General features: G+C 46.5%; 19 protein-coding genes and 1 pseudogene. 11 read left to right on the top strand and 9 right to left on the bottom strand.

What is annotated here, in order from left to right; genetic code table 11:
- Positions 1-432: 432 nt before the first annotated feature.
- From ACIDITHRIX25_RS93585 to ACIDITHRIX25_RS93630, 10 genes and pseudogenes are all read left to right on the top strand, one after another.
- Positions 433-1,707: a TadA family conjugal transfer-associated ATPase gene (locus ACIDITHRIX25_RS93585; protein ID WP_152626082.1), complete on the top strand. Its 1,275-nt coding sequence runs from the start codon at positions 433-435 to the stop codon at positions 1,705-1,707.
- A 183-nt stretch (positions 1,708-1,890) separates the two neighbouring features.
- On the top strand, positions 1,891-2,607 hold the full coding sequence (locus ACIDITHRIX25_RS93590; protein ID WP_201733001.1) for a hypothetical protein: 717 nt from the start codon (positions 1,891-1,893) through the stop codon (positions 2,605-2,607).
- Positions 2,604-3,434: a type II secretion system F family protein gene (locus ACIDITHRIX25_RS93595; protein ID WP_052606357.1), complete on the top strand. Its 831-nt coding sequence runs from the start codon at positions 2,604-2,606 to the stop codon at positions 3,432-3,434. The genes ACIDITHRIX25_RS93590 and ACIDITHRIX25_RS93595 overlap by 4 nt, the downstream gene beginning before the upstream one ends.
- A 104-nt stretch (positions 3,435-3,538) precedes the next feature.
- Positions 3,539-3,778: a hypothetical protein gene (locus ACIDITHRIX25_RS93600; RefSeq protein WP_052606356.1), complete on the top strand. Its 240-nt coding sequence runs from the start codon at positions 3,539-3,541 to the stop codon at positions 3,776-3,778.
- A gap of 6 nt (positions 3,779-3,784) precedes the next feature.
- Positions 3,785-4,174, top strand: coding sequence for a hypothetical protein (locus ACIDITHRIX25_RS93605; protein WP_052606355.1), 390 nt, complete (start codon positions 3,785-3,787; stop codon positions 4,172-4,174).
- A gap of 16 nt (positions 4,175-4,190) precedes the next feature.
- Entirely contained in the window at positions 4,191-4,586 is a 396-nt protein-coding gene (locus ACIDITHRIX25_RS93610) for a hypothetical protein (protein ID WP_052606354.1), read from the top strand.
- Positions 4,583-5,086 carry a pilus assembly protein TadG-related protein gene (locus ACIDITHRIX25_RS93615; RefSeq protein ID WP_052606353.1) on the top strand — a complete coding sequence of 168 codons (504 nt, stop codon included), beginning with the start codon at positions 4,583-4,585 and terminating at the stop codon, positions 5,084-5,086. Before ACIDITHRIX25_RS93610 ends, ACIDITHRIX25_RS93615 begins: the two co-directional genes overlap by 4 nt.
- 1,042 nt (positions 5,087-6,128) lie before the next feature.
- Positions 6,129-7,100 (top strand): tyrosine-protein phosphatase, encoded by a 972-nt coding sequence (locus tag ACIDITHRIX25_RS93620; RefSeq protein ID WP_052606352.1) that lies wholly within the window; start codon positions 6,129-6,131, stop codon positions 7,098-7,100.
- A gap of 1,390 nt (positions 7,101-8,490) precedes the next feature.
- Complete coding sequence (gene acs / locus ACIDITHRIX25_RS93625) at positions 8,491-10,488, top strand: acetate--CoA ligase (protein ID WP_201733002.1); 1,998 nt, start codon at positions 8,491-8,493, stop codon at positions 10,486-10,488.
- 397 nt (positions 10,489-10,885) lie between these two features.
- Positions 10,886-11,405, top strand: a pseudogene (locus ACIDITHRIX25_RS93630) (acetate uptake transporter).
- Between the two features lie 379 nt (positions 11,406-11,784).
- On the opposite strand, the gene ACIDITHRIX25_RS93635 reads toward ACIDITHRIX25_RS93630, so the two are convergent.
- From ACIDITHRIX25_RS93635 to ACIDITHRIX25_RS93665, 7 genes are all read right to left on the bottom strand, one after another.
- A complete protein-coding gene (locus tag ACIDITHRIX25_RS93635; protein ID WP_052606350.1) occupies positions 11,785-12,408 on the bottom strand; it encodes a hypothetical protein in 624 nt (207 codons plus the stop codon).
- Between the two features lie 25 nt (positions 12,409-12,433).
- On the bottom strand, positions 12,434-13,564 hold the full coding sequence (hemW, locus tag ACIDITHRIX25_RS93640) for a radical SAM family heme chaperone HemW (RefSeq protein ID WP_249685763.1): 1,131 nt from the start codon (positions 13,562-13,564) through the stop codon (positions 12,434-12,436).
- 58 nt (positions 13,565-13,622) lie between these two features.
- Positions 13,623-14,204 carry a transcriptional regulator gene (locus ACIDITHRIX25_RS93645; RefSeq protein WP_052606348.1) on the bottom strand — a complete coding sequence of 194 codons (582 nt, stop codon included), beginning with the start codon at positions 14,202-14,204 and terminating at the stop codon, positions 13,623-13,625.
- 85 nt (positions 14,205-14,289) lie between these two features.
- On the bottom strand, positions 14,290-15,018 hold the full coding sequence (locus ACIDITHRIX25_RS93650; RefSeq protein WP_201733006.1) for an RsmE family RNA methyltransferase: 729 nt from the start codon (positions 15,016-15,018) through the stop codon (positions 14,290-14,292).
- A gap of 17 nt (positions 15,019-15,035) precedes the next feature.
- Positions 15,036-16,157, bottom strand: a complete 1,122-nt coding sequence (gene dnaJ, locus ACIDITHRIX25_RS93655; protein ID WP_052606346.1) for a molecular chaperone DnaJ — start codon at positions 16,155-16,157, stop codon at positions 15,036-15,038.
- On the bottom strand, positions 16,158-17,168 hold the full coding sequence (hrcA, locus tag ACIDITHRIX25_RS93660; protein WP_052606345.1) for a heat-inducible transcriptional repressor HrcA: 1,011 nt from the start codon (positions 17,166-17,168) through the stop codon (positions 16,158-16,160).
- A 440-nt stretch (positions 17,169-17,608) separates the two neighbouring features.
- Complete coding sequence (locus ACIDITHRIX25_RS93665; protein ID WP_052606344.1) at positions 17,609-18,439, bottom strand: glycosyltransferase; 831 nt, start codon at positions 18,437-18,439, stop codon at positions 17,609-17,611.
- Between the two features lie 473 nt (positions 18,440-18,912).
- On the opposite strand from ACIDITHRIX25_RS93665, the gene ACIDITHRIX25_RS93670 reads away from it, so the two are divergent.
- A complete protein-coding gene (locus tag ACIDITHRIX25_RS93670) occupies positions 18,913-19,737 on the top strand; it encodes an FTR1 family iron permease (RefSeq protein WP_201733007.1) in 825 nt (274 codons plus the stop codon).
- A 332-nt stretch (positions 19,738-20,069) separates the two neighbouring features.
- Here ACIDITHRIX25_RS93670 and ACIDITHRIX25_RS93675 read toward each other — a convergent pair whose 3' ends face one another.
- A complete protein-coding gene (locus tag ACIDITHRIX25_RS93675) occupies positions 20,070-20,312 on the bottom strand; it encodes a hypothetical protein (protein ID WP_249685718.1) in 243 nt (80 codons plus the stop codon).
- Between the two features lie 332 nt (positions 20,313-20,644).
- A complete protein-coding gene (locus ACIDITHRIX25_RS93680) occupies positions 20,645-21,061 on the bottom strand; it encodes a GNAT family N-acetyltransferase (protein ID WP_052606340.1) in 417 nt (138 codons plus the stop codon).
- Between the last annotated feature and the right edge of the window lie 1,500 nt (positions 21,062-22,561).

The raw sequence follows: 22,561 nt of genomic DNA on the forward strand, positions 1-22,561 counted from the left end.
ATGTTAACACCCTTTATCGGACTTGTTTGATATATATTTAAGTAATCGACAAAGCAGGTCGCTCCAGTCACTGTGAATCATGCTTGGTTGATATCAATTTTCGAATCGACCGGACAGGGTCCAAGCGTCATCAAGGCGTATATCCACAAGCTTCAAAACAGAAAAGCCAGTTTTCTCCTTGATCTCTATTGAAAAACCGCACGGCCAAAAATGACAACTTGAGCAAATAAGAAGACTTGCACAAGCCAAAACTCTGTTCGATGCTAAATCTATCGGTTAAATCCCCTTTTGATCTAAAACTTGGTCCCGAAAAATCGTCGATGTCGGCACGATCATCGCTAGATGTCAGATCCAAAATGAACCATCCAGGATCTCCGGGTTCCCGCTAGGAGAACATTTGGATCCTTGGGATCTTATTCAGGGAGTTATAAATTGACAATAATAAGCACCCAAACTCCACTACAGGAGATCGAGCGATCAGTTCAACTCATTGCACATGAGAACGATATTGACGTCACGATAGTCTCAAATCGCCCGAGGCTGGTAGGGATCATAAACCAAGAGATCGACCTTTGGCAACAGCGAAACTCGCACAGACCATTAACTGACGACTCTAAGCGGCATATATCGGGACGGATTGAATCCAACATTGTTGGCTATGGCCCGATTGATAGCCTTCTCGCCGACGATTCTGTTTGGGAGATCATGATCAACGCCCACGATTCAATCTTCATTCGACGACATGGCAGAGGAACCACTTTCCACCATGAAAGCTTTCATGACCCAGAGCACCTGCGAAGAACTATCGCGCGAATTCTCTCGGAAAATGGCCTAAATCAGCGCAAGCTAGAACCAGCTGATGGTCTCCAAGACGTGCAATTAGCCCAGGGCGCCAGGTTACACATAGTGCATCCCGACCTTACCAAAGAAGGGTCACTTATCGTAAATATCCGGAAATTTACGGGCCTGCCAATTCGTAATATATCAGAGCTGATCAAACGGCAGATGCTCTCAGCTTCTGCTGCTCGCTTTCTATTGAAAGCGCAAGAGGCCAGATCGACCATTATCTTTGCGGGGCCACCAGGATCCGGCAAAACTACACTTTTGGGGACTTTGGTAGGTGAGTTGCCACCTGAGACGAGAGTTACCATCGCCGAAGAGGTCCTAGAAACTCTAGTTGAACTGCCCAATGTTGCACATCTCCAAAGCCGACCCACAAGAAGTGATCGAAACGGAATCGACCTTAGAACTTTAGTTGCAGGCTTCTTGCGAATGTCACCAGACTTTGCGATCGTGGGAGAGGTTAGAGACAAAGAGGCGCTACCTCTCATACTCACCCTATCATCAGGGGTACCTGGATATACGACCATCCACGCCACCTCGGCGCGGGCGGCGCTTTCTCGACTGAGACTGCTAATCCAAATCGGAGGCTTCCAAATGCCCTTTAGCGCGGTCACTCAAATGGTTTCGGACGCCGTCGACCTAGTGGTTTATGCAAATCGAATTGACGGTGTCCCCAAAGTAACTGAGATTGTGGCGGTTGAAGATCCCAACGGTGGAGTCGACTCAAATTCCTTCACAACTTCCACGATCTTTGAACTTGTCGACAATAAGTTGGTGCCCAGCGGCCTCCTCCCCCAAAGGCTCAGACAAAAGAGCAGAAACAAAGGGATTGACATTACCATGGAAGAGCTCTTGAATGATTAATCCAGGACGCTTTAACACAAAGGAGCTGACGACTCTAGCCAGCGGGATCGCTTTCATTGGTGCATCAACCGTCATAATTGCGCACTCCAATGCGAAAAAACCCAAGGAAAACAGGGTCACCAGGAAAAAATAGTCGAAAAGGTCAACGTTCTACTGTCAACATTTAGCACGGGTGAACTCTCTTTGATCTTTGCACTCTCAATCTTTGCAACCGGAACTGCCCTCTCCTTGTCCTCTAGCCCCATCCTTGGATCGATTGTATTTGCGATCACGGCATTAGGCGGTGTCCGTGGGTTAAAGATCAAAAAAGAGACAAAGATCCGCGTTGATGCACTTAGAAGCTGGCCACTAATCCTCTCCGAGCTTCAACTACGCATCGGCACAATGGGCGCACCGCTTCCGAACGCACTCTTTTCATCTGGCAAATCAGCGCCGCCCACGATATCGAAGTTTTTTCACCAAGCCGAACGGAACTTCTCAATTACTGGCTCTTTCGACTCAGCCCTTGCCATCTTGTCCAAGGGTCTAAATGACAGCGGCACCTCGATAGTCACTGAACTTCTGAGTGTCGCCAAAGACGCTCCAGGGTCAGATCTTATGACACTGATCTCAGACTTACAAGAAGATAGACAAGCCGAATGGGATCGTCAAAGCGAATATGAGGCTCGCCTAGCAGGAGTTCGGTTCGCAAAATACTTCGTAATAATCGTGCCTTTGGGAATGCTTGGCGCAGGAAGCGCAATAGCAGGGACAGGGCCCTACCAAAGTTCGCTCGGTCAACTCGGTCTTGTCCTATCGCTTTTGGTTTTGATAGCAACGTGGGTTTGGGCAAGCCGTCTGTCGGATCCCAAGCGCCTGTATGCAACTCTAAAGACAAAAGAGGCGGTACTTCCAGAATGAATCCATCCATTCCAGCTGCATTAGCGACAATCTCATCGGGCATCGGAGGTGGAATCACCATATCAGTTTATTATCAAAAAAACCGATCCGCCAAAGAACGAATCTCTCGCCATTGGATAGCAGAACAAAGTGCGCCCTCAATCAATTTGAAAGGCCATAGTTCCTCGAAAGATCTCATAGAGGGATTAACTGCACGGAGTCGATGGCTAAAAGCCAACTACACACCTCACATAGCTTTGGCCACAATAGGACTGTTCGTTCTGTCAATTCTGAGCAGGTCCTGGTCGGTCTCTGTCTTGTCGTTCTTAGCCTTTTTATCTGGCCTAACTTTGGCGGTAGCATTCCCAGTCGTAAATGACCAACTCCGAAAAGCTAAAATCACAAAAGCGATCGATGCAAATCTTGCATTGGATATCGAAAAGATGGCTGTATACCTCTCCGCAGGACTATCAATCACATCTGCAATAGCACGGCTGTCCAAAAACTCAACCATCGCATGCAGAGCACTGTTTGAAGATTTAAATCTCTCCCTCGCCAGTGGAGTCGAACTCTCCGAGGCCCTCGCCATCTTACAGATCACATTCAATTCAGATTCTCTACATCGGTTTTGTATCATCTTAGAGAGCGGACTTTGGGGCGGAAACTTACCTAGGGCTGCCAGACATGAGGCTCAATCGCAAAGGGTCGATGCACATCGTCAAGCACTCGCCCTAATGGAAAAAAACTCGCAAAAAATTTGGATTCCAATCACAATCGCTGCATTGGTACCAGGCATCATCCTGATATTTATTCCTTTCCTCTCAATACTCCGCACCGTGAGCGGATAGTAAACCACCTCTCGAATTCAACTTTGAAAAACTATCGCGCCCAGAACGCCTCCAGTAACCAACTTCCAAAGGTATGCACCGCACACAAAAGATTGAGAGTCGCTATGTCACTAATAAATCAAACAATAATCAAAATAACCCTTTTGGTCGGAGACGGAGTTCATTGGCTTTCTCAGTGGAGAGATCGCTACGACTTTGACGAAGCCGGAGAAGGCGTCGTCTCTGCAGCAATAGCGGTCCTGATCTTCGCCTTTCTTGGGGTAATCCTATGGGTTGCCTTCAAAGCAACCATGGGAACTGCGACCAACACCATAAATGCCCAAGTTGCAAAGTTAGGACAATAACCTCACTTGAAAGATCCCAAGCAAGCAATCTCCTCCGAGAGCGGTACGGGAATCATTAGTTCGATAGCTGGAATTCTTGTCGCACTCTTGATCCTTCAGGCAATCGTCTACCTGGCCAGGATAGCTGATACCCGTATCCGCTCGCTTGCGGTAGCTCAAGATACTGCAAGACTCTTTGCCGGAATCGACTACCAAAATGGCTATCTTTCCCGAGCAACGATCCTAGATACCGCCAAGGCCGATCTCGGGTCGTTAGCAAAGCAATGTGCCCTAAATGAAACGACAAAAGCACCAATGAACGTCACGGTAGCGATACAGTGCAGTGTTCCGTTGATATTTTCCCTCGGAAATATAGTCAGTTCGTCCATAAGCTCACGTGCCACAATAACCAACTAACAAAGAGGAGTAATGAATGTATGCAATTGCAAAAGATGAATCGGGCGTTATCGATGTAGCCCTAGCCATCATCGCGCTAGTAATAGTTCTCGGCTTCTCCAGCTATATATTCGCGATCACGTCGGTAACCCAGAAATACTCAAGCGGCATCTCACAGACGTTGCGTAACTTGGTGAGAACGGCTCAAATAAGACAAACGCCTCTGAGCCAGAGCGAAAGCTTTACCCTAGCGGCCAGCTATCTACAGCAGTTGGGCATCTCATCTTCAACGCTCAACGTAAATACCAATATGACCTACGGGGGCTGCACTCTTGAGACCTTCACGATCTCTATCTCCAATCCCTTGATCGCCATAATTCCGATTACGTCGTCGTCCACGTCCAACCTTGGTATCTCGAAGGGCTGTCCATGAAACGTAGCCGACTTCGAAGATTATGTAGATCAGCTGCCACCACCTTCTGTGACCGAGATGAAGATCGCGGCTCGATCATAATCCTCGCACCAGCCATTGCTGTGGTTGCCATCACCCTCGCGGGACTGTTGATCGATCTAAATTACCTTTACATGGCAAAAACACAGCTTCAAAATAGAGTTGAGGTTGCGGCCACAGAAGCAGCTAACACAGTCAACAAATCTCTCTATTATCAAAATGGCACGATAGAAATCGATCGGAACGCTAGCGCTCAATTTTTGTGGCAATCATTAAATAATCACCAAGGTCACGGTTATCGAATAATCGCCTACAACTTCCTTTCGAGCGCCTCCTCTATTTGTGTCAACGCAACTGCATCTGTCTCCTTACCTGCATTTGCTGGAATACTATCGAGCATCGCTCCGACAATCACCTCGAAAACGGTTGCATATTTACCCAACCCCGTTAACAATCAACCGGTAACAATACCAAATTGCTAATCAAGCTAAATCACATTTGCTTAATCCACGATTCTCAAATACCTAAGTAAAACAAAGATCTTTCGCACTACTTACGTATGAGTCGATAATTTAAATAAATTAAGATTAACATCTATTACCTTTAACATTAATCTTCTATATCCCAGATTAACAAGCGATCCAATTAGCAATATCAATAATTCGATGGCTTCTACAAACTGGAAAAACATTTCAAACCGTAAAAATTGCGATCAGTGCACTCCTTTTGGTGATAGAGGTCGCGCAGAAACCTAAAACATCGTGATCAAATCAACAATTGAGCACCGCTACGCCAGGCTATATCTCTAAGGCCATCGTAACTGCGAGGAAGAAGATCGGCATTCCCAGCTGGAAGAGGATAATCTACGCCAACGCTGCACTAAACCCGAGCATCAGCCATAAAACCCATCTTTGAAAAGAAAAAGAAGAAATCAATTCACCAGTCTTACCCAAAGCAATTTGATCGGAGAATAACTCCAATCACAGACAAGCCAACAGCGCACAATTGCCAACCTTACAATCTGAATTCTCCGATATATAGTCGGTAGAGCAATAGCCCAATTTGTAAAAAAGGCTGGCGGTTAAGGATGAAGACCAAACAGGTCTGTCTCTTAATGTCCCTAGCCAAATGAACTCCGTGCACCGCCTCTGGCGCTTTATAGGCCCTACTAGCACAACAATTAACCCTCTGTAGTCGACCTCCACCAACTGAAGTAAAACCGCTTATCGACAAGATCCGAATCCCCAAAGAATATTAAATAACCTAGAACATCTCGCCTTAGGGTTATCCCTTATTTCTGGATCGCAAAGGGGGCATCGACAACCAAGTAACTCTTTTTTGCTACTATGGAGGTGAGGATCTCAAAAGGTTACATAGCGCCATCAAAGATCCACCTCAGCGACACTTTCAAGTGATCAACCCCTAACATCACCCAAAATCTCAACTCGGCGTTAGGATCGAAAGTAAAGATAAAGCCACCTTGTTGGGATGGCGTCAAAAAGATTAGACAGAAAGAGCTGATCAATGCTAATCATCAATAGCCAGAACACTTCTGTATATCTGTACGAAAATTACACCAATAATAACCAGAATAGCCTTAGACTCTTTTCCTTCATCGACGATCCTAAAGTACTGCTAAGAACCATACGCCAGGGTCAAATTGGATTGATGACAACTGAAATAATTAGTCTGACCAAATTCGAATCAATCGAACTCAAGTTTGAAGCACCGATTGACCATATGACGATCTTCAACTTTGAATTCAGTGACGGCAAGAGCCAAGAGCTAGCCATGCGCCACATAAAGCTGGAAGGTGCCACAAATTTCAGAGACGCTGGGGGATACGCTGGTCTCAAAGGTATACATATGCCTTGGCGGCGATATTTTAGAAGTGACAATCTTGCCAATCTAACTGAATCAGATCTTAAAGTCTTGAGCGAGCTAAAGATCTCGACTATCTACGATCTACGCCGGGATCAAGAACGCGAATTAAGTCCCACTCGACTATTGAAGTCGTCAGAGATCGAAATTATCGAAGTACCCATCACTAGCACAATTGCAGATCTAAGCGATGCTTTGCCAGAAATCCTAGCTGGCAAGCTATCTGGTCTTGACGATAACCACATGTGTGAAATGTACCAATCCATCGTCGACACTCACCTTGATGACCTCCTCGGGGTTGCAAGCGCAATCATCGCAAACGAACAGGACAACGTGATCTTCCATTGCACCGCAGGGAAAGACCGAACCGGTATTTTAGCTGCTCTAATTCAACTTAGTTTCGGAGTAGATCAAGAGACGATCTTCCATGATTTTTTACTTTCAAATAGATACAGAACTCCGCTTCGAATGAAAACGCTTGAACCACATTTTTTGGAACATTCAATTGATATACAAAACTTCAAGCCATATCTATCAGCACCATACGAGGCATTAGAGTCAATATTTGACGAACTAATCGAGGCTGCTGAAACGATAGATAATCCCAATTTATAGTCCTATCATCTCTCCCATATCCAAATTAGATAAACACGATAGCAAGTGAAGTTTTACCTCTATACTGGCGATACCCGCTTAGAATAGCGGTGCTACCTCGCAAATACTGACGATAAGTGTCTGACTAACGATCAGCTACCACTACCTAGCCTCTGAAAGCTAACGAGCCAAAACAAAATCCATTGCATTCACTAGATCGAAGAGAACGGAATAAAGTACTAAATCGCAATCTCTAATATGTAAGCTAGGAAATAACTGCAAGTCCGGCTTAAATTCAACAATCAATAACTCATATCTCTTGAACCTACACCCATTTTATCAAGATCCATTAATGTAGTCATAGACCTAAAAATCCGTTCGCTACGACGTTTATTAACTCAATCCACCCATAAATTGATGGCTTAGCGTACCTTTTAATAATTTATAACTAATTGGTCAACGATATGCTAAATTGATTGCATCTAATCCAAACTTTTGATCTCATCAAGACGACAATTCGAGGTATATATTAATCCTGACAGATTGATAAGATCCATTTCAAATGTTAACATTAGAGGCTAAGCAGGACAGTAAAAATGGCTAAAAATTCCTCGTCCACAATCTCTTAAAAACTTCAGACCCTTGGCACGAACATCTCAAACAATTGTTAGACATAGCCTTAAAGTCTCCCTTGAACGTCCTAATTTGATTGCAACGTTGCAAATAAACGTTGCAATATAAGAAGATTCCTCTACGCTCGTCACCGATCCCTCTCGGACTTTCCATATTGAAGCGCAAAACATGTCCATAAAACACCGGGCTCCATCGTCAATTTCGACCGTACCCGGCCTACCTCATGCGATAGGAGATTGCGCGAAACTCTTGCAACAAAAAATTTTCATCAAAAATCCCCTGGGTACTTAAAGTACGCTTTCACTCTAAATAGCGCTTGAACAGCCGTGGCCTATCTCTTGGATTGGCTTTGAAGATTTCGCCTTAGCTTGAAAAAGATCTGCTTGAAATTGCTTATATAAATTAAAAGGCCCGAATGGTTTTGGTAGACGTCTCCTGCTTCTCTAGGAGTGCTTTAGGCGTCGCCACAATCTTAGACAGGACCAATCCCGCAATGGTCCGATCGAGAGGCAAACATAAATCCCATAAGCGCCAATCCGAGGAGAAGATATGCACGCTATCGCCTGGGCACCAATGGTCACAGTTGAACACGAATTAGAGAAAATCGCAATCCTTCGCCAAAGGGAGAATACATGATACCCATAAAATCAAGATCAATCATCCGAAAACAACAAATATAAGAATTATTTGCTTCGTTTGGACATCGCGACCATTAAATGCCTATTATCGTGTCGCTTCAACTTTGTATGAAGTTTGTCACAATGTTAAGGGGGAAGCTATGCCTGAGTTACCGGAAGAGCATGCGGTAACAATTGAGGCTCTCATGGACGAACAAAGAAAATTTACTCCGTCCGAAGAGTTCAAATCGCAAGCCAACATCAATTCGCAATCAATCTACGCCGAGGGGGACGATTACGTAAGTTTCTGGGACGGTCAAGCAGCAAACATCTCATGGCGAACACCATGGACCCAGACGCTTGACTGGTCTAACGCACCATTCGCGAAGTGGTTTGTAGATGCAAAGTTAAACGTTACCGAAAGTTGCCTCGATCGCCATTTGGAAAAAAACGGCGACAAGGTCGCCTACTACTTTGAGGGCAAGCCTGGTGATTCCCGGGTCATAACCTACTCCGACCTCTACAAAGAAGTCAATCAGCTAGCCAATGGTCTAGAGAGCCTAGGTATTCAAAAGGGCGATCGAATCGCCATATACATGGGAATGATTCCAGAACTTCCCATAGCACTACTTGCCTCTGCTCGCCTGGGCGCAACCCATTCAGTAGTATTTGGTGGCTTCAGCTCAGACTCCCTAAGAGACCGTATCAATGATGCCGAAGCAAAAATACTAATTACATGTGATGAATCTTGGCGAAACGGAAACCGCGTAGCGCTCAAGGAATATGCAGATGCAGCGATCGAAGAGACACCAACCATAACCAATGTCGTCGTAGTAGCACGCACTGGCGCCAAAGTAAACATGGTTGACGGCCGCGATATCTTCTATCACGACCTAGTCGCAGATCAATCGACAGAAAAAGCAGCTACTGAGACCGACTCAGAAGATCCGCTTTTCATTCTCTATACCTCGGGCACAACTGCGCGACCAAAGGGAATTCAACACGCGACCGGTGGCTACCTAGTCGGAGCTGCCTACACCCATAAAAATGTCTTCGACGTAAAAGAAGACGATGTCTATTGGTGCACCGCAGACATTGGATGGGTTACAGGTCACACCTACATCGTCTATGGCCCCTTGGCAAATGGTTGCACAAGCGTAATCTACGAAGGTGTTCCCAATTTTCCTGACAAGGATCGTTTCTGGGAGATTATCGCCAAGTACAAGGTGAATCAGTTTTACACCGCCCCTACAGCAATTCGCACCTTCATGAAGTGGGGAACCGAATACCCAGCCAAGCATGATCTCTCCAGCCTCAAAGTCATTGGGACCGTTGGCGAGCCAATCAACCCAGAGGCCTGGATCTGGTATAACGAGAACATCGGAAACGGCACCTGCCCCATCGTTGACACTTGGTGGCAGACTGAAACTGGCCACATAATGATCTCACCACTACCTGGAGTAACTACCACCAAGCCTGGGTCGGCTACAGTTCCCTTACCGGGAATCGGTGCCGACATCGTTGACGACGAAGGAAACTCAGTTCCATTGGGCGGCGGTGGCTATCTGGTCCTAACTCATCCATGGCCTGGAATGTTGCGCACGATATATCGTGACCCAGAGCGCTTCAAAGATGTCTATTGGGGACGCTTCTCCAAGCCAGAAGAGAACAAATGGGTCTATTTCGCCGGCGATGGTGCTAAGCGTGACACCGACGGCTACTACTGGCTACTTGGTCGAGTCGATGACGTCATGAATATCTCTGGCCACAGAATCTCCACCCTTGAGGTCGAGTCGGCCCTTGTCGATCACCAAAGTGTAGCTGAGGCTGCAGTCGTCGGACGGGCAGATGCCACCACTGGACAGGCAATCGCTGCGTTTGTTACCCTAAAAGGTAACGTCGTTGGCAATGACGACCTACTTGCTGAGCTTCGAGAGCACGTAGCCACCAAGATCGGTAAGATAGCTCGCCCTGCTTCAATTGTCTTCACCGATGAACTTCCAAAGACACGTTCGGGTAAGATAATGCGACGCCTACTAAGAGACATTTCCGAGCAGCGAAAGCTCGGCGACGTAACGACCTTAGCCAATGCAGATGTTGTTCGAGAGATAGCCGATCGCGCAAATTCTGCAGCAGCTAGCCAAGCTTCTCAAGAGTAAAGAACTACTCGAGAGACAACGACGACTCAAAACGTATACAAAATATGCGCAGCAGTCGTCACTTCATAAGGAAAATCAATGGGGTTCTACAAAAACCAAAAGGTCTTTGACGAATTCAATGATTTTCCTTATGAGATCGATCAAGGATTTTTGCCAAGATCGATCGACCGCTCTTGGTTAGTGGTCCATAGGAGTAATTCTTAGAGGGACTACTAGCAGCTCAAATCGCACAAAATCACAAAGCTCGAACAACTCGAACCTGGGATTGGCCGCGATAAAGAGAAAGAGCGGTCATATTGGGGGAAGAAACTTTGTCAGAAAGGACAGAGAAAAAATAATGGCAGATAATACGCCTACAATCGCAGACCCAGGTCCGTTAGGACTTGCGGCCTTCGCTATGACAACTTTTGTGCTAAGCATCTTTAATGCCGGGATCCTCAATGCCAAGCTAACCGCCGTCGTGCTACCACTAGCACTCATCTACGGAGGTACAGCTCAGATCCTCGCTGGAATGTGGGAATTCAAACGCAACAATGTTTTTGGAGCGGTTGCATTCACCTCATGGCGCATTCTGGATCGCCTTCTTCTACTATGTCAAGTACGTAGCTGGCGGCCTTCCTGCAAGTGACGCTAACAAAGCAACCGGCCTATTCCTTCTTGCTTGGACCATCTTTACCGTCATCTTGCTCGTTGCATCCTTTGGGACCAATGGTGTACTGGCTGCGATCTTCGTAGTCCTTACTATCACCTTTATCTTCTTGACGCTAGGTGCATTCGGAAACAGCAGTGGGACAACCAAGATTGGTGGCTACTTCGGAATCATCACCGCTATCTTGGCGTGGTACGGAGCAATGGCGAATATCGCTAATACGACATTGGGTAAACCTATATTTCCACTATTCCCATTCAAGAAATAGTTGTAACTTTGCCAAATTGATCAGCTCAGCTTGATCTAATGCCCTATAAAAGTACGGCCCCAGAATCTTAAGGCGATTTCTCCCCTTGGGATTCTGGGGCTTACAATTTAATTAAATGCAAAGCGAATTTTAGTAAATTCGACCTCATCTATTCCATCGCGGACAATAAAATTGCAAAAATCATACGCTGAATTGAAAACAGGTCAAGCCATATTTGCGATGACAACAAACATTCAAAGGGCACCATTTGAGCTTACCCAAGAGTAGATTCCCGCTAATTATATGTCAGTGCCTCAACTGGGCTAGCCAAAGATCAGTCCAACCATGTATCTACTATTTTGAATGAACCTTTGCCTAAGAGTCGTCAGCCAAATCGATACTAACCTCTGGCCACTTCTACTATGAGAGCTTCGAATGGACCCCCTGAAAGTACCTCGCGTAACTTTACCCTCAACGACGACAGATCAGTAAAGACCACCCCACTTTCGTCGACACCTGGCAAAGCATCCACGTGTTCAAGGATCACGCTGATGCTATCGACGAAGTTTCCGACGCCATCCAACACGAGCAACTTAGCGAGAGCCTTCACGACCCCTTGTGGCTTATTGTAGCGGATATCAAGCAATATATTGCTGAATAGATTTACGGCTTCCCTTTGGCTTCTCGGATCAATTACTGGCTCTAGAAGGCCTCTGGTCTCAATCAAGAGAGTTGATAGGTCTTCAATTAAATACTCTTGACTTGAAGTAAATTTCAAAGACTCGCCCACATAGCCATTATTCACATTAGAAGAGATTGCCCTTGCAACTACAAGTGCGTCCATTGCCACAATTCGATCAAAGGCACGTACGAGAAAACTAAAGATCCCTAAATCGTCGCCGACGCCTACTTCAAAAAAACAGTTCTCAAGGAGCACAAGCATCTCGTTAACGCCCTGCGAATTATTGAAATCCAACTGGACTAGGTGATTTCCTATGTCCATAGCGATTTTTTTTGAAAGCATTACAAGTGTCCTTTGGAATTTTCGGTCAGCGACTGCTCGAAAAGGACAAGATATCCTCAAGACGCCTACCTTGAAATTCGTTTAGCTCTTCTATTGTAATCTTCGATGTGTCTATAAATCCAACCAGCTGATTGTGAAGCAGACGTCCTTTAGGCGTCAACACCAATCGCCGGTCTTCGGTTAGGCTATAGAGGTCTTCGGGAACGTTTTCCATCTCAAACGTCTGGGACGGAATTCCTAATACCGTACGAAGCAAGAGGCCCAATCCTTCAAACTTTGCGGTTTCAACATCTAGGCGCTCAGAGCCCGCTTTCGCACTCTTTTTATTTGATATCGAGGCGATCCACCTCAGGGAATCTCTGATATTCCAGGAACGTTCATCTCCAATAAAAGAGTGAGCACTTGGTCCAACTCCTAAATATCGACCCTGCATCCAATAGCTCCAATTGTGCTTTGAGTAGTGACCCGCTCGTGCGAAATTAGAGACCTCATAGTCAACAAAGCCAAAACCATCCAAGATCTCACAAATCACCAAATACTTCCAAGCTAGATCATCGTCATCAGGATGCATCTCTTTTTTAGCAGCGAGTCGGGTACCGCCTTCAACTGTCAAACCATAGATGGAGATATGATCCGGAGGGCACTCTACCTCCATTATCTGAGCAATCGACCCTTCGATGGATCCAAAGTCTTCCCCGACAGCACCATACATAAGGTCAACCGAGTAGGAAAGTCCACTATTAGAGAGTCGCCCAAGAGCCGCTCTAGCAGTCGATGATCGATGATCGCGACCTAGACGCTTTAGCTCGGTGTCGCTAAGCGATTGGACCCCCACACTAACCCTATTGATCCCTAATTTCAGATAATCTGCGGGTTCATCGGCCAAAGACTCTGGATTGGCTTCAATGGTAACTTCAGCACCCGGCGAGAGAGAGATCATTGCCATTATCTTAGATAAGGCTTCAAGGGAAAGAAGGCTGGGAGTGCCGCCACCAAAAAATACAGTGCCGAAGACAAGGCCGCTACCGGCCTCGGAGAGTTCTATTGCGAGAGCCTCTAGGTACCTATCCATGGAATCAAAACGATCGGACCAAGTTGCAAAGGCACAATACTCGCACCTAGAGATACAAAAAGGAACATGAATATACAGACCCATCACGACAAATAGGCTATCGCCTCGAACGAAACGATAGCCTTGAATTCAAAAAATTCAATCAATAACGCCTTAAACCGAGTTCATCTAGACGCGCACTCATCTGGTCTAAAGTGAGCTCAAAGATACATCCGATCACCCGAAGGTCGTCGGTTCGAATCGTAATCATTCGACCGTTGAAATCTTGCCTCTGAACCTGGATCATTCCAAGATACCGTTTCAAGACGTCACGCTCAGGTCCTGAAACTTCATTAAGACGATTTAGATCAATCGTAACTTTTGTCTCAGTCGGCGACGAACGACGATAGGTCACCTCTGGCTGCATCATAGGATCAAGAATCAGATCCGCCGAATTAATCTCACCAGAACGGAATTCACTCGGTGGTAAATTTAAAGTGAACGGATCCTTAGGTAAGAGTTGATCAATCGGTACATCATATAGTGCTGCCAGTCTTTGAAGACGCGGAACAGAGATCGATCGCTCGCCCCGTTCGTACGCACCAAGAACAGACGCCTTAAACTCCAGCTCCGACATAGCTTCAACAGCTTGGAGCGAAAGTTTCTTTTGCTTTCTAACCGAACGAAGCCGCGACCCAACCGCTGCTGCGTATCCGTCTACTAATTCTTCATCTCTTATCGTCATAATTCTTCGCATGGTTATGTGGTTACTAGTGAAGATACTAGCGCAAAAAGCTCACGTTAGGCGTCAAAATTACAACAATGTCAGATTAATTTTGGAACATTCCCATTGCCAATGAAGCTGCAACTAAAGCGGCCGTCTCTGCACGCAGTACATTTCCAGGAAGACGCCATTTCGTAACAGTTGATGGTATTTCACCAGGAGCAAAGCCACCCTCTGGACCGATCAAGACCGAAGACGGTGGAAGGACTAGATCCTCTCCGTCTATATCACATACGATCACCCGATCCATAACTGCGTCATAGTCACCAAATGAAAGCTCGGGCAGATATAAGCTTCGGGATTGACCGGCCGCCTCCCTTGTGATCTTTGTGAGTCTGGCGAGACCTAATCGACCTTCACCTAGACGCTGTGGTACAGAACGCGAGCGATGAGCCTCAACAAGGGTAATTCTTGCTACACCCAATTCGGTGAGCTTTGAGATAGCTATATCTAACCGATCTGGATCAATAACGCTTAGAACCATCTCCAAGATTGGCGCTGAAAAATCACGATAATAGCGATCACCATCCGTCTGGAGAACCAGCACCTTGTCTCGTTTATTGCGCCGAGTTGTTCGATCGCTTGGGTTACAAACGACTCGACAGGGAACTACAGTCCCTCTTCCATCACAAAGGGTAACAGAATCACCCTCTATGAGCCTCTTTACCACAAAAAGATGATGGGCCTCGTGCTCAGTGAGATAAGGCTCATTAAAATCGTCTACGATCAGGTGCGCTTTAGAGACCAAATGAGGATCTGAAATTTTATAGCCCAAACCAATCAATCAACTAATTAAAAAAGTGCCGACTTTATGCGCGAAAAAAGGCCAGCTTCGTGATGAGCAACTATATCTCCCCTTACCGTTGCCAATTGCCTAAGTAGAGTCTCTTCTTCGTGGCTTACCGCGGTGGGAATGTCAACCGAGACTGTGACGATATGGTCACCGCGTCCACGAGATCTTAAGTGAGGAACACCCTTACCACGAATCGTGAAACGCTTCCCTGATTGAGTTCCCCCTGGAATAACCAGCCCTTCAAGACCATCGATCGTCTCAACCTCGAGTTCAACCCCCAGCGCTGCTTGGACGTAACTGATGTGCAGGACTGAATGGATGTCGTTTCGCTCTCGCGTAAAGCGAGGATCTGGTGTAACTCTCAGCGAAATAAAAAGGTCTCCAGGCATCCCGCCCCGACCTCCCGCAGCACCCTTGCCTGTCAGGTGTAAGGTGGTCCCATCATCCACACCCGGTGGCACATCGACGGTATAGGTTCGATCCACGGTCCTTCTACCGTCACCTCGACAGTCCTGGCATGGAGTTGAAATAATCTGACCATTTCCTCGACAGCGATCGCATGCAACTGTCGTAACCATACGTCCTAGAATCGTCTGGGCAATCTTCTTGACGCTTCCTGCGCCTTGACATGAGGGACATATCGTAGGGGTGGTTCCTGGCTTAGATCCATTGCCGCCACAAGTAGTACAGGTAGCGGGCACACGAATCGAAACCTCCTTATGAACCCCAAATACGGCTTCCTCAAAGGTGAGTGATACGCTAACTTGCATATCTTCACCACGCAATGCGCCAGACCTTGAAGTTCGGGCATTTCCTCCGAAAGCAGCACCAAACATCGACTCGAAAATGTCTCCGAATCCACTTTGTCCAAAGAAGTCATTGGGGTCACCGCCCATTTGTGAGGCTCCGCCTTCACCATAGACGTCATAGGCTCTACGCTTTTCAGCGTTGCTAAGAGTCTCATATGCCCTAGAGACCTGCTTGAAGCGCTCTTCGGACTCTTTGTCACCAGGATTGGTATCGGGGTGTAGCTCACGGGCTAACTTGCGATATGCCTTTTTGATTTCATCATCTGAGGCGGTACGAGAAACTCCAAGAAGTTCATAAAAATCTGCTGCCATCTATCCCTCGCTAAGTCTCTTCCCAAGGTTCTCACTGACCAACTGAACAGCGCCGATCACCGAACCATAATTCATTCTTGTTGGACCAATGAGCCCAACGCTTCCCACTTGAATACCATCTATCGAATACGGGGCAGCAACCACTGCGCACTCCCGCAAGGAGGTAAGCCCGTGTTCGGAGCCAATAGCCACCGCCTGCCCTGTGGAGATCACAGATCTCAACAACGAGACCACGAGATAATGACGCTCCAAAATTGAAATTATTCCACGCACGGTCTCAAGAGCATTAAACGAAGCAGCCACCGTGCTGGCTCCTCCAATAAATACACCGTCTCGCTCAGCGTCGGCGACTGCACTTTTAACTGCGACAAAGCAACGCGAAACCAAATTACTAAAGTCAAGATCGTCAAAATATGGAGCTTCATCGACCGAATGAGGCTCCTTCTCCTTGAAATGGTCGGTCATAACCTCTGAAAGCTGCTCAAGTTGCCCGTAATCGACATCTAGGGGCCATTCGATAGCTCGTTTCTCAACCGACCCATTTACATCGACCACTACAGCCAGAACGAGCCTAGAGGCAAGTCCTACGAACTTTACGGAGATTATCTGTGCACGCTGCGGAGAGGGGCCTGTAATAATTGCCGCACAATTAGTCAAATTCGTCAATAGCGTCGTTGTCGCGCCCAAGAGTTCGTCTATCTCCAAGTGAGCAGATTTGAAAAACCCCAAAACCTGGTCGCTCTTGTTTCCACCATCAGCTTCACCCATAAGTTCATCGACGTAGCGACGATATCCCTTTTCAGTGGGCACTCTACCGGCACTGGTATGGGGTTGACGAAGATATCCTTCACTCTCTAGAAAACTCATGTCGTTTCTAATTGTGGCCGACGATACAGCAATATCGGTAGTTGCAACAATATAGGCAGAACCAACTGGCTCAGCAGTTCCAACGTACCCTTCCACAACTGCACGTAAGATTCGCGCACGCCTATCATCCGAATGAGAGCCCAATTTCGACTCCTAACGACTAAATCTTGAAGTTTTCTAGCACTTAAGTTTACCGAGTGCTAAAAGTTTTCCGGAGTTTTATGGCTCGTTTGGTGACCTTGCTACAACCCACTAACGCCGTACTGGCAGATTGAGCAATCGCGACACCGTCAAAATATATCGACACCGTCTCAAAAAATGGTAAGTCAAATTATGATTTCAGGCAAAATATCCGCGGAAACCAAAAGACAAAGCTTACATTGGGGATCGACTAAAAGACTTTGGACGTACATCAACCATTGAATCGAGAACAATGAAAAGCTACCCGAAATCTCCTCCTTCAGATTTAGGGATTTCAATAATCCTTCCGCTAGAGCCAGTAGGTGACAAATAGTTAGCAAAATGCTATGTGACAACCTTACAAGTCCAGGTTGACAATGAAAACTACAGCGTCACCTGAGGTCTTAGGTGACCCTATCATAAAAGTGCAAGATCCTCTCGCGATAAAAGATCGCAAAGGTATCGACGATGGTATTGAAGACTGCTCGGCTATTGACCGTAGAGGTAAGTCGTTCCCGAATCACCACCGGTGCTTCAAAAAAGTTCCGATATCCCAAACGGCGAGCCACCACAAACAGCTCCAAATCGAATGCGAACCGCTTTTCAACCATCAGTGGGAGAACATCTTCAATTACTTGACGGCGAGCAAGTTTGATTCCTGTTTGGGTATCTCGAATGCTCAAACCGAACAGAGCCTTAATCAAGAGTTGATACATTGCCGAATAGAGACGCCGGATTGGAGGATATACGACTTTGGACATTGGGTGACGCTTCGATCCAAGCACAATATCAGGCTCATAAAGCGCGACCGTGCCAATGAATGCCCTAAGTGCAGATGGATCGATATCCCCATCAGCATCGATGAACCCAAGGTACTTTCCACGACCTAGCGCCAAACCCGTTCTAAGAGCAGCACCTTTACCTTGACGTCGCAGGTGATATACGTCCTTGATGGTAGAGATTCCGATCTTAGAGATGGTGGAAGGACTTGAATCAGTCGAACCGTCGCTTACCGCGATCAGCTCATATGAGAGGCCGACGCTATCTAGAACATTCACCATCTCACGAATAGCGCTTTCAAAATGCTCACCCGGATTATAAAACGGAGTTACAATCGAGATAAGAGGAACTTCGTCTTCGCCCTCAGGCACAAACTTCTGGATAGCGTTCGAGGAAACAATGACATAGCCGTGAGACTCAATCTCTTCAGCTAGCGAATACTCATTATCCTTCAAAACCGCTCCTTGACTAGTCCAATATTTCGAAGTTCCGTATCTCGAGTCACCGATTATCCCTAAAACCATACCCTAGGGGGTACCAGAAGCCACAAAACCACATCAAGACTCAAAATTCAATAGTGCACGCAAGAAACTAGGCTACCCTCACAAAGATACCAAGCAACTATCGGCGAAAAATCAAAGAACTATTAGGCGCTTATCGCACCTGGTCGAATCAGACTCTATGCCTATCAAAACAGTAGGCCTCCTCCATCCATAGCCCCATCAATTCAACAAGCCACCAAAACTCAATAAAAGATCTAAGAGATAGCTAGGGCACTCAACCTCGCAATTGCAGCCAGCAGCCCCTCTAATTTGTGTAAACTATGAATCCTTCTTGGAATGAATCTTCGATTTCATACGCTCTATGTGGCTAAAGGGCTATCCAAGAAACCCTTTGACGTCGCCAATCATGAATCGAGGCGGTCTGTTTGCTGGCAACGCTCGTAATCTTTCTACGTGAGGGGATTGAAGCATCTCTAATCGTTGCGATCCTTCTCGCCTACCTTGACAAGATCGGGAAAAGGGAAAACTTCAAAGACGTCATTTTAGGCGTGAGCGTTGCGCTAGCCTTTGCTCTAATAGCTGGAACAGTAATTTACCTGACCCTTAAAGATTACGCGGGAACACGCCTTCAAACCCAATTCGAGACGGTCACATACCTCATCGCCGCAGGCGTAATGACCTATATGACATTTTGGATGACCAGTCACTCCAGAAAAGTATCAACACAACTAAAAAAACAGACCAATGAAGCCCTTGAGCGAGGTGCACGCCTAGGAATCGCGATAATGGCAGCCCAAGCTGTGGGGCGCGAAGCTCTCGAAGCGATGGTTTTTACTCTTGCAATCGTCTTTGCTACCAGCGCGAAGGGCGCCATTATTGGCGGTGCAATTGGGTTACTTGCTTCTTTAGCCTTTGCTTTTTCGATCTATCGCCTTGGAAAAAAGCTAGATATAGCTAAAGCGTTTCGAATACTTGGGATCGCACTCATGGCATTTGGCGCTGGGCTTTTGGTGGACGCAGCGGAAAACCTCCAGAGTCTGGGATATCTCCCTCTACTTCGAGAGACGATGTGGAACTCTTCGTCGCTTTTACCCGACTCTTCAACTCTCGGTGATATCGTCCATAGCTTTTTTGGATACGCTTCAACACCCACAGTCCTACAAGGCATTGTTTGGATCACTTATCTAGTTACCGTTATGACAATCTACATTCGATTAACTCATACGAAAATGACTAAAAAAGCGCTCTGATCGCAATCTCAGATCCTCTGAATTAGATAGGTTTACGACCTAGATACGAGGTTGTCCATAGCGGTGAGTGTCAGGATAGTTGGCACGTTTGCTTAGTTTTTCGATTAATAGTTTTTTGACATTTTGGTGCCGGCAAAATCTAGCTAATTGCGGTTTCTCATGGATCGACCTACCCAAGAGAATTCAAAAATCTACAATCAGCGATATCTCTATATGCTCAAAAGCACTACCACGAATAAGTGGGGTGGGTCAAAAACAGGTTGCTGGCAACACAAACACACTTCCAAAAAAGATTTGGCCAAGAAAAGCGCCATCTTCTTGCCAAATCAATACTATTGATTGCTCGAAGTGGTCGCTTTGGCACCTGGTTTTCCCTTAGTACCTGGTTTTCCCAGTGTCGCTAATCTCTGAGTGTGGTTGCAAAAAAACCGCATCAACAGTTCGAGGCTCCATGCGGAGGCAAGGATTCCGCCTCGATCAGATATGTAGCTTTTGGAAGTTAACTCGGCAACTATTACAACAAAAGTAGTAGTTGATGCCATATAAATTGCAATAATGGCGCTAGCGTCGAACACTACATAAATTCCACAGATTGGGTCAATTCCAATATGTGGATAGTTGGCTCTTGGGTTCTTAAATAAGGGTCATGAGTTTATATCAACGCAGCTCAGAGCGGGTAACTTATTCAGTATTTGTCGAGAACATTCATAGTTGTTCAGGATTCCGTAACTTTTTTTTGACACGAATTGGTAGCTGTGTCGAGCGAGGCAAAACTCTCAACCATCCGGGCAGAACGACACCCATTGCCCTCCAGCAGCAAGACGGCCCGGCATATGTCTAGCGTCCACCATAACTGGTCATTAATAAAATCGGATCGGTTCTCATCGCCAAAGAGAACCTACCTCGCTTACATGTCGTTAGTGGATGTCCTAGGTGGATAGAGCCGGAAGCCCGACTCCGCCTTGTGGGAAAGAGAGCGATAGAAGGTTTCGGCGGTATCGGTAATTAGATCGACTCTCGTAGCCCCAAGCAACGGGAACGCGTAGGATATGATTCCCTTGGCGACACCGAGTCTGCGAAAGGTCTGTTCTACAACGAGAAGAGACAGGTGAGCTTGTATCGCTCTATCGGTTTGGAAGTAGGCGAACCCAATAATATGCCTGGAAGCAGTGGCAACCACGGCGACCACCCCGGGCGCGGCGAAGACTTCCCGCGCTCGATCCCTGTCGTCGGCATAGGAGGTCCAGCTCTCTTGACTACACAAGGCAATCACACCATCGAGATCACCTTCTTCGTATTCTCTGAACTCGATAGGACTCCGCACACGCTCAGCCTAACTAGCCTTCCGAAATAAGCTGTATACCCGTTATCGTACTTCGATTCTCCCCGGTTCAACCTGTCAGTACTGGATTCAAGTCCCATTGACCAGCATAAAGAGACATTATGTCGTTGTTTATATTTACCAGCTGTCCGATTAGTTTGGACTCGCAATTGGAGATGTGCTCTAGGTAAGTGGGTTGTCGCCGGAGTGATTGTAGCTAGCTACGTCTAGTCAAGTTTGCCAGTAGCTGAGAGCAACCAGGCCCGAAAATGAGTGAAATTTGAGAAAGTTTTTCTGCCGTGACTCTCGCGTTGGTTATGTCATGCTAGAAAAGTAGTAATTTAGCGCGCCGATGATGAGTCAGGTTGGCAAACTCTCCTCTGTGCCGCCATTACCAGCGACCTGAGATTGCCGATGCACTAAGGATTACTGCAGTGAGGAACTCTCAATTAGACAATGATGATTCGACACTGCGTCAGTCCATCTTGCACCTGTAAGGTGACTGCCACACTATCACGTACCCACGGTTGCGACTTTGGTGCTTCAAGATACTCCGGCTCGGTCCTTAACCCCTTCGTAAAATATGAGAAACAATCATCGAGGTTTGCGAACTTCCACCCGGCGCTTGAGAGAGTTTCCTCCGGTACCCTTGGTTCTTTGAGATCTAGTCACCGGTCGAAACCAGTCCAATCGCCTGACGAAGCGCGAACTGGTCAATTTCAGGAACTGCGCCAAATCTTCCTTGCAGATACGCTCTTTCCGAGTTTAAGGATCTCCTAACTTTGTCTCCACCATATTCCACCAGAGCGGTCAAAGTAATCGCACCACTCTCACCCTTTTCGGTTAGCCAGGCTTCATCACGATTTAGGTGGTTTAGAAGACTGGTATCGTGGGAGGTGAAGATCAGCTGAGCACCTTTTTTTTTGGGGGGGGGTTAATCTCGGGATCTTGAAATAGTTTCACCAAACGTGCTGATAATCTTGGATGAAAACTCAAATCGATCTCATCAAAGATAAGAATTTGGCCTCCGCCTAAGGCTCTTAGAGTAGGCCCAATGAGAGAGAATCACATTTGAGTTCCAACTAATGCTTCTTCAAAATCAAAAGCTATTTCTTCGCCTAGCACACGATGTATCAATCGCAACTGTTTTCGGGGGTTAACATGTACTTGGCGAGTTTCCCGCGACCCATCTATTTTAAATTCGCTAATTTGTACATCGTCAATACCAGAATCAGCGAAACGCAAAAGTGCCAATGCTAACTCTCGCGATACCGCCGGAGCGCTCCCCGACTCTTCAAATAGCGACTGCTGTATTGAAGCTCCTCATTCTTAAAACCTAAGCAGAAAAACATTTTGTTAGCATTATTACAGCACTTACAGCTGTTAATACGTCAATATCTGACAATTTATGGATCAAGAGTGAATCTTAGTGCGATCTAGCATCCGCTAATAAAATCGGACTTCGGTATACACATGATGAATTCGTCTAAGACTGATTGGCTC

The organism is Acidithrix sp. C25 (assembly GCF_904848545.2).